Annotated in this window: 14 protein-coding genes; 8 read left to right on the top strand and 6 right to left on the bottom strand. The window is 38.5% G+C overall.

Features of this window, described 5'->3' with window-relative positions:
• Positions 1-22: 22 nt before the first annotated feature.
• From BTR_RS11840 to dapF, 4 genes are read right to left on the bottom strand one after another with little or no spacing between them, the layout of a single operon-like run.
• Positions 23-709: a septation protein A gene (locus BTR_RS11840; protein WP_012232625.1), complete on the bottom strand. Its 687-nt coding sequence runs from the start codon at positions 707-709 to the stop codon at positions 23-25.
• Positions 706-1944, bottom strand: a complete 1239-nt coding sequence (gene ftsY, locus BTR_RS11835; RefSeq protein ID WP_038474393.1) for a signal recognition particle-docking protein FtsY — start codon at positions 1942-1944, stop codon at positions 706-708. Before ftsY ends, BTR_RS11840 begins: the two co-directional genes overlap by 4 nt.
• Before the next feature lie 14 nt (positions 1945-1958).
• Positions 1959-3242 carry a tRNA (N(6)-L-threonylcarbamoyladenosine(37)-C(2))-methylthiotransferase MtaB gene (gene mtaB, locus BTR_RS11830; protein ID WP_012232623.1) on the bottom strand — a complete coding sequence of 428 codons (1284 nt, stop codon included), beginning with the start codon at positions 3240-3242 and terminating at the stop codon, positions 1959-1961.
• Complete coding sequence (dapF, locus tag BTR_RS11825) at positions 3242-4093, bottom strand: diaminopimelate epimerase (RefSeq protein ID WP_012232622.1); 852 nt, start codon at positions 4091-4093, stop codon at positions 3242-3244. The genes mtaB and dapF overlap by 1 nt, the downstream gene beginning before the upstream one ends.
• A gap of 227 nt (positions 4094-4320) precedes the next feature.
• Here dapF and BTR_RS11820 point away from each other — a divergent pair, with 227 nt between their 5' ends.
• From BTR_RS11820 to lpdA, 8 genes are all read left to right on the top strand, one after another.
• Positions 4321-4866 carry an AprI/Inh family metalloprotease inhibitor gene (locus BTR_RS11820; RefSeq protein WP_012232621.1) on the top strand — a complete coding sequence of 182 codons (546 nt, stop codon included), beginning with the start codon at positions 4321-4323 and terminating at the stop codon, positions 4864-4866.
• Positions 4867-4964: 98 nt separating this feature from the next.
• Positions 4965-6164 carry a cell division protein ZapE gene (zapE, locus tag BTR_RS11815; protein WP_012232620.1) on the top strand — a complete coding sequence of 400 codons (1200 nt, stop codon included), beginning with the start codon at positions 4965-4967 and terminating at the stop codon, positions 6162-6164.
• A gap of 288 nt (positions 6165-6452) precedes the next feature.
• Positions 6453-7415: a malate dehydrogenase gene (mdh, locus tag BTR_RS11810; protein ID WP_012232619.1), complete on the top strand. Its 963-nt coding sequence runs from the start codon at positions 6453-6455 to the stop codon at positions 7413-7415.
• 91 nt (positions 7416-7506) lie between these two features.
• Positions 7507-8703: an ADP-forming succinate--CoA ligase subunit beta gene (sucC, locus tag BTR_RS11805; RefSeq protein ID WP_012232618.1), complete on the top strand. Its 1197-nt coding sequence runs from the start codon at positions 7507-7509 to the stop codon at positions 8701-8703.
• A 3-nt stretch (positions 8704-8706) separates the two neighbouring features.
• The gene (sucD, locus tag BTR_RS11800) at positions 8707-9609 is read left to right on the top strand and encodes a succinate--CoA ligase subunit alpha (RefSeq protein WP_012232617.1); all 903 of its coding nucleotides are present in this window, start codon (positions 8707-8709) and stop codon (positions 9607-9609) included.
• A 161-nt stretch (positions 9610-9770) separates the two neighbouring features.
• Positions 9771-12770 carry a 2-oxoglutarate dehydrogenase E1 component gene (locus BTR_RS11795; RefSeq protein WP_012232616.1) on the top strand — a complete coding sequence of 1000 codons (3000 nt, stop codon included), beginning with the start codon at positions 9771-9773 and terminating at the stop codon, positions 12768-12770.
• Between the two features lie 32 nt (positions 12771-12802).
• The gene (gene odhB, locus BTR_RS11790) at positions 12803-14014 is read left to right on the top strand and encodes a 2-oxoglutarate dehydrogenase complex dihydrolipoyllysine-residue succinyltransferase (protein WP_012232615.1); all 1212 of its coding nucleotides are present in this window, start codon (positions 12803-12805) and stop codon (positions 14012-14014) included.
• A gap of 31 nt (positions 14015-14045) precedes the next feature.
• Positions 14046-15452 (top strand): dihydrolipoyl dehydrogenase, encoded by a 1407-nt coding sequence (gene lpdA, locus BTR_RS11785; protein WP_012232614.1) that lies wholly within the window; start codon positions 14046-14048, stop codon positions 15450-15452.
• A 1248-nt stretch (positions 15453-16700) separates the two neighbouring features.
• Here the strand turns inward: lpdA and BTR_RS11780 are convergent.
• On the bottom strand, positions 16701-17939 hold the full coding sequence (locus BTR_RS11780) for a saccharopine dehydrogenase family protein (protein WP_012232613.1): 1239 nt from the start codon (positions 17937-17939) through the stop codon (positions 16701-16703).
• Positions 17940-17992: 53 nt separating this feature from the next.
• Positions 17993-19090 carry a carboxynorspermidine decarboxylase gene (locus BTR_RS11775; protein ID WP_038474787.1) on the bottom strand — a complete coding sequence of 366 codons (1098 nt, stop codon included), beginning with the start codon at positions 19088-19090 and terminating at the stop codon, positions 17993-17995.
• Positions 19091-19191 lie beyond the last annotated feature (101 nt).

Below are 19191 nucleotides of genomic sequence, written 5' to 3'. Positions count from 1 at the left end.
TATGATTATGGGTACATTTTGTTTAAGAATCAGAATTCTCCTCTTCTGTAAAAAGTCCTTTTGAATGTTTCATAATGATAGGCATTTGAGTAAGCATGAAAAGGACTGTTATAGGCATAACGCCAAATACTTTGAAACTTGTCCAAAAATTATCGCTAAAATTGCGCCAAATGATTTCATTTAAAAGGGCAAGAAAAACGAAAAAAAATGCCCAACGATAGGTGAGTTTTTGCCAGCCTAAATCATCAAGTTTTAAGGTAGAGTCAAGAGCATAACGTAAAAGTGGTTTTTTAAAAAACATCCCACCAAACAGTATAAAAGCAAATAAGCTGTTAATGATTGTTGGTTTCATTTTTATGAAAGTTTCATTATGAAGCCAGAGTGTTAGAAAGCCAAAAACGAGAACAAATATTCCGGAAATAAGAGGCATAATAGGAACTTGTCTTGCAAGAATCCATGAGAAGCTTAGAGAAATAATAATTGCTACCATAAAAATAGCTGTTGCAGGGAAAATAGGCTTACTAAAATTTTGAAAAAATTCAATGTTTTTTATCAACCATTCTCCCTTATAATTGGCAAAAAAGAAGGCGACCAATGGTCCCATTTCTAAGAGAAACTTAAGTGTTGGTGAGAGGGAAGTTTTTTTATTATTGTTCATATTTTTCTCAGCATTATTGTGTGAATTAGGGTTAGATAAAGGTTGTTTCATGCATGTTTTCCTACGATAGTTTCGGCAAAGTCAGAAGCAGAAAAGGGTTGAAGGTCTTCAATATTCTCTCCTACACCGATAAAATAAATGGGTAATTTATGTTTTGCTGCGATAGCGATAAGAATTCCTCCTCGTGCAGTCCCATCTAGCTTTGTCATGACTAAACCATTAACACCGGCAATATTACGGAAAATCTCCACTTGGCTGAGTGCATTTTGTCCGGTCGTTGCATCAAGCGTTTGAAGGATTGTATGGGGCGCTTGGGGGGAGTGTTTTCTTAAAACACGAATAATTTTTGCCAACTCATCCATCAATTCAGATTTATTTTGTAAACGCCCCGCTGTATCAATAATTAATACATCACTGTTTGCTTTTTTTGCTTTCTCAAAAGCATCAAAGGCTAAACTTGCGGCATCTGCACCCAATTTGGTTGAAATAACAGGAGAATCAATACGTTTACCCCAAATATGTAATTGTTCAATCGCTGCGGCTCGAAAAGTGTCACCAGCAGCAAGCATAACGTTTAGTCCTCCTTCAGTTAATTTGGCGGCAAGTTTTCCAATTGTTGTCGTTTTTCCCGTACCATTTACACCTACCAGCAAAATAACATGAGGCTTATGACTGAGATCAAGTTCTAATGGCATTGCAACAGGTTCCAAAACTTTTTTGATTTCATCAGCGACAATCGTATGAATGTCATCTGAGGAGAGATCTTTTCCATAACGACTGGAAGCTAAAGTATTCGTGATGCGTGTTGCTGTTTCTACACCAAGGTCAGCTTGAATAAGAATATCTTCGAGTTCTTGTAATGTCTCTTCATCAAGTTTTCTTTTTAAAAAAAGATCGCTGATTGATCCGCTTAGGCGTTGTGAAGAAAGGGATAGACCTTTTCTAAGGCGTCCAAACCATGCTGTCTTTTTTTGTTCAACAGAGGGTTCAGGTAAAGTTTCTTCACTTTCTTTTTCACAGATGGTGTTTGTGACGATAATTTTGCCATAAGAGGGAATTTTATCAGAATATGGGGGGAGATCATCATGTTTTGTAGGTGTTGACTTTTTATTTTTTATTTTTTCTTCTTTTTCTGCATCTATAGAGATTTGGTCGTTTTTTGTCTTTTCATTTTTGTCTTCATTTTCTTCTATTATATCGCTTTTATCAGGAATAGACATTTGTTCCATTTCCTGATCTTTAGATTTGTTAAAAGAGAATATTTTTTTTATAAAAGATTTTGTCATAAGAGTTTTCCGGCTCAAGCAGCGTTTAATTTTGGAAGGACAGCAATTAATTTATCGCCATCATGGTTAATGATAAGGGCTTGAACAATTGTTCCTGCTTTGGCACCTTTAATTTGTACAAGAGTATAATCTTCTGTTCGTCCAATTTCGTCTTTTTCAACGAGAATTGTTTGTTGACTGTTTTGTAAATGAGCAAGATGTTTTTGGTAAGCTTCCTCACCTGCTTTACGCAATCTTTCAGCACGCATCTTAACTATTTTACGGTTGACTTGTGGCATCCGTGCGGCAGGTGTACCTTCTCTTGGACTAAAGGGGAAAACATGAAGGTGGGTTAAATGACAATCTTTGATTAAAGCAAGACTGTTTTGAAACATTTCTTCTGTTTCCGTAGGAAAACCAGCAATCAAGTCGGCACCATAAACCATTGTGGGACGTTTGGCACGCAATTCTTGGCAAAATTGAATAGCATGTTCACGTAAATGACGGCGTTTCATCCGTTTTAAAATCATATTATCGCCTGCTTGCAAAGATAAATGCAAATGAGGCATGATCCTTTTTTCATAGGCTAAAAGATTGATGAGTTCTTCGTCTGCTTCAATGGAATCAATAGATGATAAGCGTAATCGGGCTAAGTCAGGGACATGATGCAAAATGGCTGAAGTTAATTTTCCTAGAGTCGCTTTTCCAGGCAGATCGTGACCATAACTTGTAAGGTCAACACCTGTAAGGACCACTTCTTGAATCCCCTCGCCTGTCAGTTTTCTAATTTGCTCTATGACAGCCCCCATGGGAACTGAACGAGATGGTCCACGTCCATAAGGAATAATGCAAAATGTACAGCGATGATCGCATCCGTTTTGCACTTGTACAAAAGCGCGGGTGCGTTCTTGCATTGCACTGACCATATGGGGAGCAATTTTTTGTACTTCCATGATATCATTGATGCGCACCTTTTCGGAATGGTTAATACCAAAATCAGGAAGTTGACGATAAGAATGGGCGTGAAGTTTATCTTCGTTTCCTAAAACGAGATCCACTTCTGTCATTGAGGCAAAATTTTGTGCTTCTGTTTGGGCAGCACATCCTGTTACAATGATGCGGGCATGAGGATTCTCACGTCGCGCTTTGCGGATAGCTTGCTTTGCTTGTCGTACGGCTTCGGCCGTGACAGCGCAGGTGTTAAAGATAATCGCACCATCTTTAAGCTGGTCTAACCCTGAAGAAGTGCTTTCTTTGCGAATGATTTCCGATTCGTAGCTATTGAGTCGACAACCAAAAGTTACAATTTCTACTGCCATCAAGAGTTATCCTTTTTATAGCAGCCTGTTAAAGGGTTTAAAAAACCACTAAATTGATATTTTATTGGTCCCGTCATGATAATGTGATCGTCTTCTCGGTAAAAAATATTAAGTTTTCCCCCTGGTAAGTTTACATCAATATGGCGCTGTGTCAGACTACGTCGATAAGCAGCCACTGCACCGGCACAAGCAGCACTCCCACATGCTTGTGTTAGTCCTGCTCCTCGCTCCCATGTACGTAAATTTAGACTTTTCTTTGACGTTATGCAAGCAATGGAAATATTGCATCGTTCTGGAAAAAGGGGATCATGTTCAAGTTTTGGTCCATATTTTTCTAAAGGAATATGTTGAACATCATTTTCAACAAAAAAGATAGCATGGAGATTGCCAATAGATATGAGGCAAGCATCTTTTAGGGGACCAGCCGTAATGTCTATATGATTTGTATCAACTATTTCACGTGAAACAGGCATTTCTTTTGCATTGAAATTTGGGCATCCCATATCAACAGAGATGAGGTTGTCGGCCTGCCGTTTTCCTTCAATAATTCCAGTGGGTGCTTCTAAACGAAAATTTTCACCAAAATTGTGGTCTGTGAGCCATGCAATGACACAGCGGGTACCATTGCCACAAGCTTTAGCCTTTGAACCATCAGCATTCCATATTTCGATGTGGAAGTCGGCTTCGTTCTTTGTTGGGTTGCGGATAGCCATGATTTGATCAAAATGCATTTCGGGATCTGCCGATAAAGCAAGGATTGCTTGTGGTGTAAGAGCCTGTGTGCTTTCACGCATATCAGCAACAATAATTTGATTTCCAAGACCGTCCATTTTGCTAAATGGCGTTTTCATGAAATTTCTCTATTTCTAATAATTACTTATCAAGGGATATATGACTGAAAATCTTATAAATTTCTAGTGTTTAATAAATATAAAATTGGATACATAACTTACTTTCATTTAAAATAGGTGATTTTAATCCTGTTTTTTTTAATTTGTTAATTTATCTTTGTAATTATAACGAATATTCACTTAATTTTTTTGTGGGTTTATTTATTGTCGTGGGAGAGAGTACAGATATGTCGTTTTCAAAAATTTCGTTTTTCGTTGCAATGTCAACAGTAATGCTTTTAGGGGGATGTTCAACAATGCGGTTTGACAGTAATGACAGTAGCAACGCATTAGAAGTTTTTTATCCATCTCAACAAATGACAACATTGGAAGTGACTGATTCATCGTATGCTTCTTCGTCGATATCTGAAGATGCAAACGCTTCGATGTATGAGAAAGGAGATTCTCAGAGTGATGGACGAATGGCTAGTCTCGAATTGCCGAGCAATGCCAATGATTTGTTTCCTGCAAGCATTGCCGGGGTATGGAATCTTTCTGTAGGGGGTAAAGTTTGTCGGATTGCAACGCCACAAACAAAATTTGGACAAGGGTACCGTGCTGGCCCTTTACACTGTCCAGGAATTGCTTCCCAAGTGAGATCGTGGGCTGTTAAAGGAAAAAGATTATATTTTTATAATAACTCTGGGCGTGTTATCATCGCTCTTTATTCTTCAAATCTTGATCGTTTTGAGGGACGTACACTTGATGATCATCCTGTTGTTTTAAGCCGTTAGATCATTTTTGACCGTTTATGAAAAAATAAGCTATAAGAGCAGATTAGTGAAAAGAATTTGTGTTTTTCATTGAAAACGGTTGGAAAAAGGTTGTTTGGATGATTCTCGTTTCAACACGCTATAAGGAACTGGTCTCTAAAGGAAAAGTCCGTTTTGATCCAGCTCAATTGGCTGTAACAGAGCACTTTGATCATTTATTAAAAAAAATTTCGGAACAAAATGCTTCTCGTCCTTGGTATTGGATATTTTGGTCTTTTTTTAAAATAATATTTAAAAAGAAAAGACAAAATTTTGCTCATGTTGCAAAACAAGGGGATGAAAATAGTTCTTTTCAGGGATTGTATATTTATGGTGAAGTGGGACGGGGTAAAACCATGCTCATGGATTTGTTCTTTTCTTGTTTGCCTAAAAACCATAAAAAGCGCGCTCATTTTAATGATTTTATGGCTGATGTGCATGAGCGTATTAATGTTTATCGTCAAGCATCTGGGCGTGAAAAATCTAAACAAGATAATCCTATTTTAGCTGTTGCTGAAGATCTTGCACGAGAAGCAAAGGTGCTTTGTTTTGATGAATTTAGTGTAACAGATATTGCTGATGCCATGGTGTTGGGACGCCTTATTTCTGCTTTGTTTGATAAGGGAATTTTCTTTATTGCGACTTCAAATGTGGCGCCGGATAATCTTTATTATAACGGTTTGAATCGTGAACTCTTTTTGCCTTTTATTCAAACTTTGAAAGCCTATGTTCGTGTTGTTAATCTTGATGCAAAAACAGATTATCGTCTTGAAAAATCAAATCTACAGTCTGTGTATGTAACACCATTAGGGAAAAAAGCAGATGAATGTATGGATCAAGCATGGGCAGTTGTGTTGCAAGGACATAAGGAAATATCTGATGAGCTTTCTATAAGAGGGCGCCTTATCCCTATTCCTCGTTTTGCTGCGGGTTGTGCACGCTTTGATTATCGAGATTTGTGCACAAAGCCTTTGGCCGCAGCTGAGTATTTGGCATTAGGGGAGCGTTATCATACGATTTTTATCGATAATGTACCGATCATGGATGATACATGTCGCAATGAAACAAAACGGTTCATTTTGTTTATTGATATTCTTTATGAACGCAACATCCGGTTGTTTATGTCGGCAGCAGCAGGGGTTAAGGATTTGTATAAGGGGCATGCTCAGACCACGGAAACATTTGAATTTCAAAGAACACAGTCACGTCTTTTTGAAATGCAAAGCTACGATTATTTGAAGTTTTGGGAAGAACATTTTCTTTTGAAGAAGAAGCGTTGATTATACTTTTACCTTTACGTAAACTGTAAAAACAATAACTCTTTGAAATTAAAGAAATGTAATAATTCTGTTGTATTTTTTTAAAATTCACTTTATCGATACATCATGATAATTTTCTATTAGTTGTTTCTGCGGAGGGTTGTTGTTTTTGTAAGGAGAGAAATTTGTAAATTTCATTTCTTTACTCCTTTTTATGATATTGTTTAAATATGGTCGAAGTCGAAAATATTCAGTATATGGGCGTTGATGAGTGTGCGCTGAATTATCTAAAAGTTAGGAAAAAATAAAATGGTACGAAAAAAAATAGCTCTCATTGGTTCAGGTATGATTGGGGGTACCTTAGCACATATTATTGGGCTTAAAGAGCTTGGTGATGTGGTCTTATTTGATATTTCAGAAGGTATGCCACAGGGTAAAGCTCTTGATATTGCTGAATCTTCTCCCATCGATGGTTTTGATGTTCATTTAAAAGGTGCAAATGCTTATGAAGCAATTGAAGGGGCTGATGTTGTTATTGTAACAGCAGGGGTGGCACGGAAACCTGGCATGAGCCGTGACGATCTTTTGGGTATTAATTTAAAAGTCATGGAACAAGTTGGTGCTGGGATTAAAAAATATGCACCTTCAGCTTTTGTTATTTGTATCACAAATCCTCTTGATGCAATGGTGTGGGCATTGCAGAAATTTTCAGGTCTTCCCGTGCATAAAGTGGTTGGTATGGCTGGTATTCTGGATTCAGCGCGTTTTCGTTATTTTTTATCTGAAGAATTTAAAGTCTCTGTTAAAGATGTGACAGCGTTTGTTTTAGGGGGGCATGGTGATTCAATGGTGCCCTTGGTGCGTTATTCAACAGTTGGTGGTATTTCTTTGCCTGATCTTGTTAAAATGGGGTGGACAACACAGGAAAGAATTGATCAAATTATTCAACGTACTCGTGATGGTGGTGCAGAAGTTATTAGTTTGTTAAAAACAGGTTCTGCTTATTATGCACCAGCTGCTTCTGCTGTTTCTATGGCTGAAGCCTATTTAAAAGGTACTAAGCGTGTTGTGCCTGTTGCAGCCTATCTTTCAGGGGAATATGGGGTTAATGATACCTACGTTGGTGTTCCTGTTGTACTTGGTTCGGGTGGTGTTGAAAGGGTCATTGAAATTGATCTTGATAAAGAGGAAAGAGATGCTTTTGATTATTCCGTAAATGCGGTTAAAAAGCTTTGTGAAGCTTGTATTGCTCTTGTGCCTAGTCTCAAGTAAATAGAACAAGATTTCATTCATTAAAATAAAGTATTTTAGAATATTAGAACGTTAGGATTAATAATAATCTATAAAAGAAAAGGACAAATGCATGAATATCCATGAGTATCAGGCCAAACGTCTGCTTCATGAATATGGAGCACCCATTGCCAATGGGGTTGCTGTTTATTCTATCGAGCAAGCTGAAAAATGGGCAAAAAAATTGCCCGGACCTCTCTATGTGGTTAAAAGTCAGATACACGCTGGTGGTCGTGGTAAGGGGCAGTTTAAAGAACTTGGTCCTGATGCAAAGGGTGGTGTTCGGCTTGCACAATCTGTTGAAGAAGTTGTTGCAAATGTTCAAGAAATGCTCGGAAAAACTTTGGTAACCAAACAAACTGGTCCAGAGGGTAAACAGGTCAATCGTCTTTATATTGAAGATGGTGCCGATATTGAGCGCGAACTTTATCTTTCACTTTTGGTTGATCGTAGCGTTGGTCGGATTGCTTTTGTTGTTTCAACAGAAGGTGGAATGGATATTGAAACGGTTGCTGAAGAAACACCAGAAAAAATCTTCACATTGCCCATTGATGTGACAGAGGGGGTTACTTCTGCTGATTGTGCAAGACTTTGTGATGCATTAGAATTGCATGATAGTGCACGGGAAGATGGTGAAAAGCTTTTTCCAATTCTCTATAAGGCATTTTGTGAAAAAGATATGAGCCTTTTAGAAATCAATCCGCTTATTGTGATGAAAGATGGTCACTTGCGTGTTCTTGATGCAAAAGTTTCTTTTGATAATAATGCTTTGTTTCGTCATCCAGATATTTTAGAATTACGCGATCTTTCAGAAGAAGATCCAAAAGAAATTGAAGCTTCAAAGCATGATCTTGCTTATGTTGCTCTTGAGGGCACAATTGGTTGTATGGTCAATGGTGCGGGTCTTGCTATGGCAACCATGGATATCATTAAGCTTTATGGAGCTGAACCGGCAAATTTTTTGGATGTTGGTGGTGGTGCATCAAAAGAAAAGGTGACAGCTGCTTTTAAGATTATTACGGCTGATCCAAATGTTAAGGGCATTTTGGTTAACATTTTTGGTGGTATTATGCGTTGTGATGTCATTGCTGAAGGTGTGGTCGCTGCTGTTCGTGAAGTTGGTTTAAAGGTTCCCTTGGTTGTTCGTCTTGAAGGCACGAATGTTGAGCAGGGTAAAGCGATTATCAATGACAGTGGTTTGAATGTTATTCCCGCTGATGATTTAGATGATGCTGCTCAAAAAATTGTTGCAGCCGTGAAGGGAGCTTAAGCGATGTCAATTCTTGTGAATAAGGATACAAAAGTTCTGGTTCAGGGGCTTACAGGAAAAACAGGAACGTTTCATACAGAACAAGCGCTTGCTTATTATGGCACGCAAATGGTTGGTGGTGTCAATCCTAAAAAAGGTGGGGAAACATGGGAGGGTTCAAAAGGTGAAACTCTTCCTATCTTTGCTAGTGTTGCAGAGGCAAAAGAAAAAACAGGCGCGGATGCTTCCGTTATTTATGTTCCTCCTGCAGGCGCTGCGGCAGCTATTCTAGAAGCGATTGAAGCTGAAGTTCGTTTAATTATCTGTATTACGGAAGGTATTCCTGTTATGGATATGGTGAAAGTAAAGGCGCGATTAGAAAACTCAAAATCTCGTCTTATTGGTCCTAATTGTCCTGGTATTCTCACGCCAAACGAATGTAAAATTGGTATTATGCCTGGTTCTATCTTTAGAAAAGGCTCTGTTGGGGTTGTTTCACGGTCGGGAACTTTAACTTATGAAGCTGTTTTTCAAACGAGTCAGGAAGGTTTGGGACAAACAACCGCTATAGGGATTGGTGGTGATCCTGTTAAAGGGACTGAATTTATTGATGTGTTGGAAATGTTTTTGGCAGATGATGAAACCCAGTCTATTGTTATGATTGGTGAGATTGGTGGATCTGCTGAAGAAGAAGCAGCACAGTTTTTGCAAGATGAAGCAAGAAAAGGGCGTAAAAAGCCAGTTGTTGGCTTTATTGCTGGTCGTACGGCTCCTCCAGGTCGTACAATGGGGCATGCTGGTGCTGTTATTTCTGGTGGTAAAGGTGGAGCAGAAGATAAAATTGCAGCAATGGAATCAGCAGGGATTCGTGTGTCTCCTTCGCCATCACAGATAGGTAAGACTTTGATGTCAGTTTTGAATGGCTAAAGAATTTCATCTGAATAAGAATACTTTCTTAATTCAGGTGAAAAAAACTTGAGTATAAAAAGGTAAAACTTTTCTGAATGTTCGACCCTTCATCTGCTTTGTAAGCATTGAAAGGTTGAAAAGAGATATAAGGAGACGGAATAGATGTTCCGGAGAGGTATATGGCAAGGCAGGACGAGATAAATAGTCTTTTTGCACAGACGTCATTTCTTTATGGTGGGAATGCGGATTATATAGATCAACTTTATGCTCAGTATGAAAAAGATCCTACCAGTGTTGATTCACAGTGGCGTGCTTTTTTTGAAGGCCTTCATGATAACAAAGAAGATGTTCTCAAAAATGCTGAAGGAGCAACATGGCAGCGTGATCATTGGCCATTAAAGCCAGATGGTGAGTTGGTTTCTGCTCTTGATGGTGATTGGTCTTCTCTTGAAAAATATCTTGGTGATAAATTAAAGGAAAAAGCAGCAACAGGGGTGACACAAAAGGGAAAAACGTCCAGTGAACAAGATATTATCCGCGCAACGCGTGATTCTGTTCATGCCATTATGATGATTCGTGCATTTCGAGCACGGGGGCATCTTCGTGCAAAGCTTGACCCTCTTCAATTGGCGGAAAAGTTGGATGATTATAAAGAGCTTTCTCCAGAAGCTTACGGTTTTACTCCTGCTGATTATGAGCGTCCTATTTTTATTGATAATGTTTTAGGATTGGAATATGCAACTATTCCGCAAATGCTTGAAATTCTCAATCGTACCTATTGTTCAACAATTGGTGTGGAATATATGCATGTTTCTGATCCAATCCAGAAAGCATGGCTCCAAGAGCGTATCGAAGGGCGAGATAAAAAAATTGCTTTCACTCAGCAAGACAAGAAAGCTATCCTAAATAAGCTTATTCAGGCAGAGGGATTCGAACAGTTTTTAGATACTAAATATAAAGGTACAAAACGTTTTGGACTTGATGGTGGTGAAGCGCTGATTCCTGCTCTTGAACAAATTATTAAATGTGGTAGTACTTTAGGGGTGCGGGGAGTTATTTTAGGAATGGCCCATCGTGGTCGTTTAAATGTTCTTTCACAAGTTCTCGCCAAGCCGCATAGAGCTATTTTTCATGAATTCAAAGGGGGGTCTTATAAGCCAGATGATGTAGAGGGATCAGGTGATGTTAAATATCATTTAGGAACGACTGCAGATTTGGACTTTGATGGGAATAAAGTTCATTTATCACTTTTGGCTAATCCCTCGCATCTCGAGATTGTTGATCCGGTTGTTATGGGAAAAGCACGTGCTAAACAAGATCAACTTGTGGGACCCACGCACACAGATTCACTCCCATTAAGTGAGCGCTCAAAAGTGTTACCATTGCTTATTCATGGTGATGCTGCTTTTGCAGGACAAGGCGTTATCCAAGAAACTTTTGGTCTTTCAGGTCTTAAAGGTTATCGTGTTGCTGGCTCACTTCATGTTATTATCAACAATCAGATTGGTTTTACAACAGCACCACGTTTTTCACGTTCTTCGCCTTATCCGTCTGATGTTGCAAAAATGATTGATGCTCCCATTTTCCATGTGAATGGTGATGATCCTGAAGCTGTTGTTTTTGTTGCAAAGATAGCAATGGAGTTTCGTCAAATTTTCCATAAACCGGTGGTCATTGATATGTTTTGTTATCGCCGTTATGGACATAATGAAGGCGATGAACCTTCCTTTACGCAACCGCTTATGTATAAAGCAATTCGTAATCATAAAACAACACTTCAGATTTATAGTGATCAATTGATAGCAGAAGGAATAGTTTCTTCAGAAGAGATTGAGCAACAAAAAAAGTTGTGGCGCGATAAACTTGAAGATGAATTGGAAGCAAGTGCTTCTTATAAACCTAATAAGGCTGATTGGCTTGATGGAAGCTGGACCGGCATTAAAGCTTTTAGTAATACTGATGAGCAACATTCCAGAACAACGGGTGTTGAATTAAAAACTTTAAAGGAAATTGGTCAGAAACTTGTCGAAGTTCCAGCAAATTTTAATGTTCATAAAACGATACAGCGTTTTTTAAATAATCGTGCTAAAATTTTTGAAACGGGTGAGGGTGTTGACTGGGCAACCGCTGAAGCTCTCGCTTTTGGTTCACTTTGTTTAGAAGGAGCGCCGGTTCGTCTTTCTGGTGAAGATGTTGAACGGGGAACGTTTTCACAACGTCATTCAGTTCTTTATGACCAAGAAAATGAAGCGCGTTATATTCCTTTGAATCATTTACAAAAGGGACAAGCACTTTATGAAGTTGTTAATTCTATGCTTTCTGAAGAAGCTGTTCTTGGTTTTGAATATGGATATTCTCTTGCTGAACCACGAGGATTAACACTTTGGGAAGCACAATTTGGTGACTTTTCTAATGGTGCACAGGTCATCTTTGATCAATTTATTTCATCTGCAGAGCGTAAATGGCTCCGTATGTCTGGTCTTGTGTGTTTATTGCCTCATGGTTTTGAAGGGCAAGGACCGGAACATTCCTCTGCACGGCTAGAGCGGTTTCTTCAGCTTTGTGCAGAAGATAATATGCAGGTTGCTAATTGTACAACCCCTGCAAATTATTTTCATATTTTGCGTCGACAAATTAAGCGTGATTTCCGTAAGCCTTTGATTTTGATGACACCTAAATCACTTTTGCGTCATAAGCGGGCTGTTTCTCTTCTCAGCGAAATGGGACCAGAAACAAGTTTCCATCGTGTGTTGCTTGATGATGCAGAATGTCTCAAAGATTCTGTCGTTAAGTTGCAAAAAGATAATAAAATTCGCCGTGTCGTTCTTTGTACGGGTAAGGTTTATTACGACCTTTATGAAGAACGTGAAAAAAAGGGTATCGATGATGTTTATCTCCTTCGTGTTGAACAGCTGTATCCTTTCCCTGCAAAAGTTTTGGTGAATGTGTTATCGCGCTTTTTGCAGGCAGAGGTTTTTTGGTGTCAAGAGGAACCAAAAAACATGGGGGCTTGGTCATTTATTGAGCCTTATTTGGAATGGGTTTTGACACATATTAATGCGCAATATTCACGTGCTCGTTATGCAGGGCGCCCTGCGAGTGCATCACCGGCCTCTGGGTTAATGGTGAAACACCTTGAACAACTGGCTGCGTTTCTTAAAGACGCGTTAGGTTCTTAATTTATTACTACTCTGATGTATGGAAAAATATTATGACTACTGAAATCCGTGTTCCTACTTTGGGCGAATCGGTCACCGAAGCAACGGTTGGCAAATGGTTTAAAAAACTTGGCGAAGCTGTCGCTATGGATGAGCCTTTGGTTGAATTAGAAACTGATAAAGTAACGGTTGAAGTTCCTTCTCCTGTTGCGGGGAAATTATCTGAAATCATTGCAAAAGAAGGCGATACGGTTGAAGTCAATGCTCTTTTAGGAGCGGTGGAAGCTGGCGAAGCGGGTGTTTCTCAGTCCTTTTCACCTTCTGCTACACCTGTTCCAGCGGCTTCATCTGAATCGGAGAAGCTTGCTTCGAGCAGTACTATGCCTCCTTCACCCTCAGCAGCAAAATTGATGGCTGAAAATAATGTTGCGAAAAGTGATATTGCAGGTTCTGGAAAACGTGGACAAATTCTTAAAGGAGATGTTCTTGGTGGACTAGAACAAAGGATAAATACTCCTACACCTTCTTCCTCTGTAATGAGCTCTTCTGTAACTCCTGTTTCAGAAACACGTGAAGAGCGGGTTCGTATGACGAAATTGCGTCAAACAATTGCGCGCCGTCTTAAAGATGCGCAAAATGTAGCAGCAATGTTAACCACATTTAATGAGGTTGATATGTCAGCGGTGATGGATTTGCGCAAGCGTTATAAGGATCTTTTTGAAAAGAAACATGGTGTTAAACTGGGTTTTATGGGATTTTTTACCAAAGCTGTTTGTCATGCATTAAAAGAACTTCCTGCTGTTAATGCCGAAATTGATGGAACAGATATTGTTTACAAAAACTATGTCAATGTCGGAATTGCTGTTGGAACCGATAAAGGGCTTGTTGTTCCTGTGGTGCGTGATGCAGATCAAATGTCATTGGCAGAGATTGAAAAGGAGATTGGCCGTTTGGGACGTCTTGCGCGTGATGGAAAATTAGCCGTTTCTGATATGCAAGGCGGAACTTTTACTATTACCAATGGTGGTGTGTATGGGTCGTTGATGTCGACACCGATTTTGAATGCACCACAATCTGGTATTTTGGGAATGCATGCGATTAAAGAGCGAGCAATGGTTGTTGAGGGCCAAGTGGTCATCCGCCCCATGATGTATTTAGCGCTTTCTTATGATCACCGTATTGTGGATGGGCAAGAAGCTGTAACTTTCCTTGTGCGTGTTAAGGAAAGCTTAGAAGATCCGGAACGCCTTGTTCTTGATTTGTAAAATACAGTTTTCAGGATGAAAGGAGAAACGGATGTCTTATGATGTGGCTGTGATCGGAGCGGGTCCAGGTGGTTATGTAGCAGCAATAAAGGCGGCGCAACTAGGGCTTAAAGTAGCGATTATTGAAAAGCGTACAACATTAGGGGGAACATGTCTCAATGTTGGTTGTATACCTTCTAAAGCGTTGTTACACGCTTCAGAAGTGTTTGCTGAAACCCAGCATGGTTTTGAAACGCTTGGTATTTCTATTGGCAAATCTAAGCTTAATCTTGAACAAATGATGGTTCATAAGAAAGCTGTGGTGACAGCCAATACCAGTGGCGTTTCTTTTTTGATGAAAAAAAATAAAGTTGATACTTTTTTGGGGACAGCCAAAATTTTGAGTGCGGGTCACGTGGAAGTTGTTGCCAGAGATGGTCATAAACAAACAATTGAAACAAAAAATATTATTATTGCTACGGGTTCAGAAAGTTCAGGCATTCCAGGGGTGAATGTTGAAATTGATGAAAAGACTATTGTTTCTTCTACGGGAGCCCTTTCACTTGAAAGAGTACCGGCACATATGATTGTGGTTGGTGCTGGTGTTATTGGTTCTGAACTTGGGTCAGTTTGGAGCCGTTTAGGGGCTAAAGTGACCATTGTTGAGTATCTTAATAAAGTGTTGGGCTCAATGGATGGTGAAGTTTCACGTCAATTTCAGAAATTAATGGAAAAACAGGGGATTGAATATAAAACGGGTGCAAAGGTAACCGCTATTACAAAATCTGATTCAAAAGCTCAGGTGAGTTTTGAATCTGTCAAAGGCGGTGAATCTGAAACCTTAGAGGCTGATGTTGTGCTTATTGCGACTGGGCGTTCTCCTTATACGCAAGGACTTGGCTTGAGTGAGGCTGGTGTTCAGGTAGATGAACGCGGCTTTATTGCAATTGATGCTCATTGGCAGACGAATGTTCCAGGAATTTATGCGATTGGTGATGTCGTAAAAGGGCCAATGTTAGCGCATAAAGCAGAGGAAGAAGGCGTTGCTGTGGCAGAAATTTTGGCAGGTCAAAAAGGACATGTTAATTTCAATGTTATTCCTAGTGTTGTTTATACACAGCCAGAAATTGCAAGTGTAGGAAAGACAGAAGAAGAACTGAAAGCGGCCGGTATTGAATATAATGTTGGTAAATTTCCTTTTATGGCTAATGGGCGGGCACGTGCGATGCAAAAGAGTGATGGATTTGTTAAAATCCTTTCTGATAAAAAAACAGATCGGGTTTTGGGGGGGCATATTCTTGGATTCGGTGCTGGTGAAATGATCCACGAAATTGCAGTTTTAATGGAGTTTGGTGGTTCATCAGAAGATCTAGGTCGCTGTTGTCATGCGCATCCTACCTTATCAGAAGCGGTGCGTGAAGCAGCTTTGGCAACATTTGCTAAACCGCTTCATATTTAAAAAGCTTTTAAAAAGTATAGTTTAAAAAACACAAGGGGCAGTCAATATTTGTGAAGCATACAACAACATTTTGGAAAGAATAAAACTAATAGAGGTATTCCACTTAATTTGTTGTGTGCTTTTCAATAATTGTTGTTTTAGATCTTAGTTTTGCAGTTTTGATTGATTATCTTGTTGTGTACACTTGTTTAGAGCGGTGGGAGCTTAGTCGTATTGAGTCTATGGAAATTTTTACGTATGAGGTATTTTTATACTGTTATAAAATATTCAAGATAGGATTCTCAGCTTATTCGCGTACTTTGTTTTAAGGAAACACCTCTCAAAAATCTCAAGCCTATTTCGCGATAGCGTGTTCGTGAATAATATAACTGTAAAATTCTTTGTGAAGTATATAAACCCATTATACACCATCATCTTTATACTTAATAAAAGATATAATTCGGCACCATAAGTTATATTTATTAGCCTTTTATACACTTTTTGGTTATTTGAGAGCTTTTATAAGAGGTATTTTTTTTGCTGTGACCTTTTATTCATACGGACTCTTTCTGCTTGTGACATGTAAAAGCAATGATTTTGATTAATTCAATATAAACAAATTTGAAGTGAGAGAATCCTATAGTATTTGGGTCTCTCATTTAATGTGCAAAAAAGTAAGCTATGCTTACAGTTTTTTGTATATTCAGAGAAAAATTTGCTTATAGAGTTCAATGAAGTGGAGAGCCAAGCTAAAGGCGTCGATAAGAAGCTCTATTATTTACAGACTATTGTTTATAGAAACAATAATTTATCATTATAAATCAATATGTTATATATAGCTTGAATTCCATGAGAAGAGAAGCCAAGGGGAATTTTCTTAAAGAAATAGGATTGTGTAATGATTGCTACGGATTGAAGATCTTTGTCCTTAAAAATGAAGAAGCGATCAAATATTTTAAAAATACCGCTCTTTTTTTAAAAGAGCGGTATTTTTATATCTTTTGTTTAGACACTCTCTTTTTGATGACAATAGCAAGTCATACAGTATGACTAAAACAATTTTTGCCTCTCTGTTCTTCTTGATCATTGTTTGCTGTGTCTTAAAAAGTGATCTCGATTTCCTTTAAGGTTTTTAAGAAATCCCAATGTTGCCAAAATATAACCGATAGCTAAATTTTTCGGAAAAACATAATTTCATAAGAATATTAAGTTTGTTTTCATTTGACAGTTTTGTGATAATTTAAAAGATCAAACCTAATAGGGATAAATTTAAAATTGTAATTTTTTATCCTCTTCTTGTTCTCTTATAAAGGTGGAAAGCCCCATATGATCAAGATATTTGAGGAAAGGGTGGGGTGGTAATTCTTCTACGTTGACCATCGTTTTAACATCCCATTCGCCTGTGGCAATGAGAAGGGCAGTTGCGGCTGCTGGTACACCAGCTGTATAAGAAATGCCTTGTGCTCCGGTTTCATGAAAAGCTTGTTTATGATCGGCTACATTATAGATAAAAATTTCTCTCGGGTTTCCATCTTTTTCGCCTTTAATAAGATCCCCAATACAGGTTTTTCCTGTGTATTCTGGAGCGAGAGAGGAAGGATCAGGTAAGACAGCTTTTACAACTTTTAAAGGGACGACTTCTTGTCCTTCTGCTGTTTTAATGGGTTGTTCGGATAAGAGACCAAGATTTTTTAAAACGGTAAAAACAGTGATATAACGATCACTAAATCCCATCCAGAAGCGGATATTTTGGACATCAAGATTTTTTGAAAGAGAATGGATTTCATCATGTCCTGTCATATAGGCTTTTTGTTTTCCAACAACAGGAAGATCCCATTCATGGCTGACTTCAAACATTTTATTGGAAGTCCATTTTTTATTTTGCCATGACCATACTTGTCCTGTAAATTCACGGAAGTTAATTTCTGGATCAAAATTTGTAGCAAACCAACGCCCATGATTTCCGGCGTTAATATCAATAATATCGATGTCTGTGATTTTATCAAAATAACACTTATGGGCTAATGCTGCGTAAGCATTAACGACACCAGGATCAAAACCCGCCCCCAAAATAGCAGTGATACCCGCTTGTTCACATTCTTGGCGCCGTGGCCATTCATAATTGCCATACCAAGGAGGAGTCTCACAAATTTTAAGAGGATCTTCGTGGATGGCGGTATCGATATAAGCGCATTTGGTTTTGATACAAGCTGAAAGAACAGACATATTAAGAAAGGCAGAACCAACATTAATGACAATTTCGCATTTGATTTTTTGGATGAGCTTTACAGTTTCTTCTACATTCATGGCGTTGAGTGAATGGCTTTCGAAAACCCCCTGTTCTTTCATGGAGTTTTTTTCTTTAATGGAAGCAATGATGGCTTCACATTTTTTGAGTGTTCGTGAAGCAATATGAATTTCACCAAAAATATCGTTGTTTTGAGCACATTTGTGTGCAACAACTTGTGCAACACCTCCAGCACCAATGATGAGAACATTTTTCTTCATTGTAGGTTTATCTCCTTTTTAATACTGTTGTATGACGTTTTTTATGGTTATCTTTATGAAAGGCTTTCCCGATAGTCGTTATAGCTAAATTGGCGTTGCAGTGTTAATGTACCATCGCATTCTTTGAGAACAATAGCAGGCATTGTCACACCATTAAACCAGTTTTTCTTGACCATTGTGTAACCTGCTGCGTCTTGAAAAGACAGTCTGTCCCCTATTTTAAGAGGTTTTTCAAATTGAAATGTTCCAAAAATATCGCCAGCAAGACAGGATTTACCGCAGATCATAATTTCGTGTTCTCCTTGATTGGGTTCCAATTTGGCATTTTCACGGTAAATGAGAAGATCAAGCATATGGGCTTCAATCGAGCTATCAACGATGGCAAGATTCTTTTCGTTGTACAATGTGTCAAGAACACTGACTTCTAAGGTGGTACTTTTTGTTATAGCGGCTTCTCCTGGTTCTAGAAAAAGAGTGACACCATGGGTTTTGGAAAAGTGCTTTAAGCGTTCTGCGAAAGCTTCTAGAGGATAATTTTCAGCGGTAAAATGGATTCCACCGCCAAGGCTTATCCAGTCAACAGCAGAAAAAAGTTCTGAAAATTTTTCTTCCATAGCTCCAAGCATTTGGTTAAAAAGATTAAAATCAGCATTTTCACAATTGTTATGGATCATCAAGCCGTTGATAAGAGGCAGAACTTCTTTAATAGCGCTTTGGTTTGTTTCTCCTAAGCGACTAAAAGGGCGGGAGGGATTGGCAAGATCAAAATGTGATGCACTTATTCCTGGATTTAATCTTAGACCGCGTTGAATGGTTTTTGTTGCATCAGAAAAGCGTTGAAGTTGTTGGATTGAGTTAAAAATAATTTTATCTGCATAATCACAGGCTTCATCAATTTCATGATCAGCCCAAGCAACCGAGTAAGCATGGGTTTCTTTGCCAAATTTTTCTTTTCCTAAACGCAGTTCATAAAGGGATGATGATGTGGTTCCATCCATGAACTCAGACATTAAATCAAAAACACTCCATGTGGCAAAACATTTCAAAGCAAGCAAAACTTTTGCTCCGGACATTTCTCGTAAACGAGAAATCGTTTGCATATTTTTGATGAGTTTCGATTTGTCTATAAGATAATAGGGGGTTTTTATCATCATTTATTCATTCTTTTTTGAAGGATCTTATTGTCGAGATAAACGTTTAGTACAAAGACTAACAGAATGTCTCAAGAAAAAAGAATCTTAAGAAAAGAATC

It is taken from the genome of Bartonella tribocorum CIP 105476 (genome assembly GCF_000196435.1).
GTDB lineage: Bacteria > Pseudomonadota > Alphaproteobacteria > Rhizobiales > Rhizobiaceae > Bartonella > Bartonella tribocorum.
The sequence above is the reverse complement of the archived record's forward strand: the minus strand, read 5'-3'. Positions and strand labels throughout refer to the sequence as shown.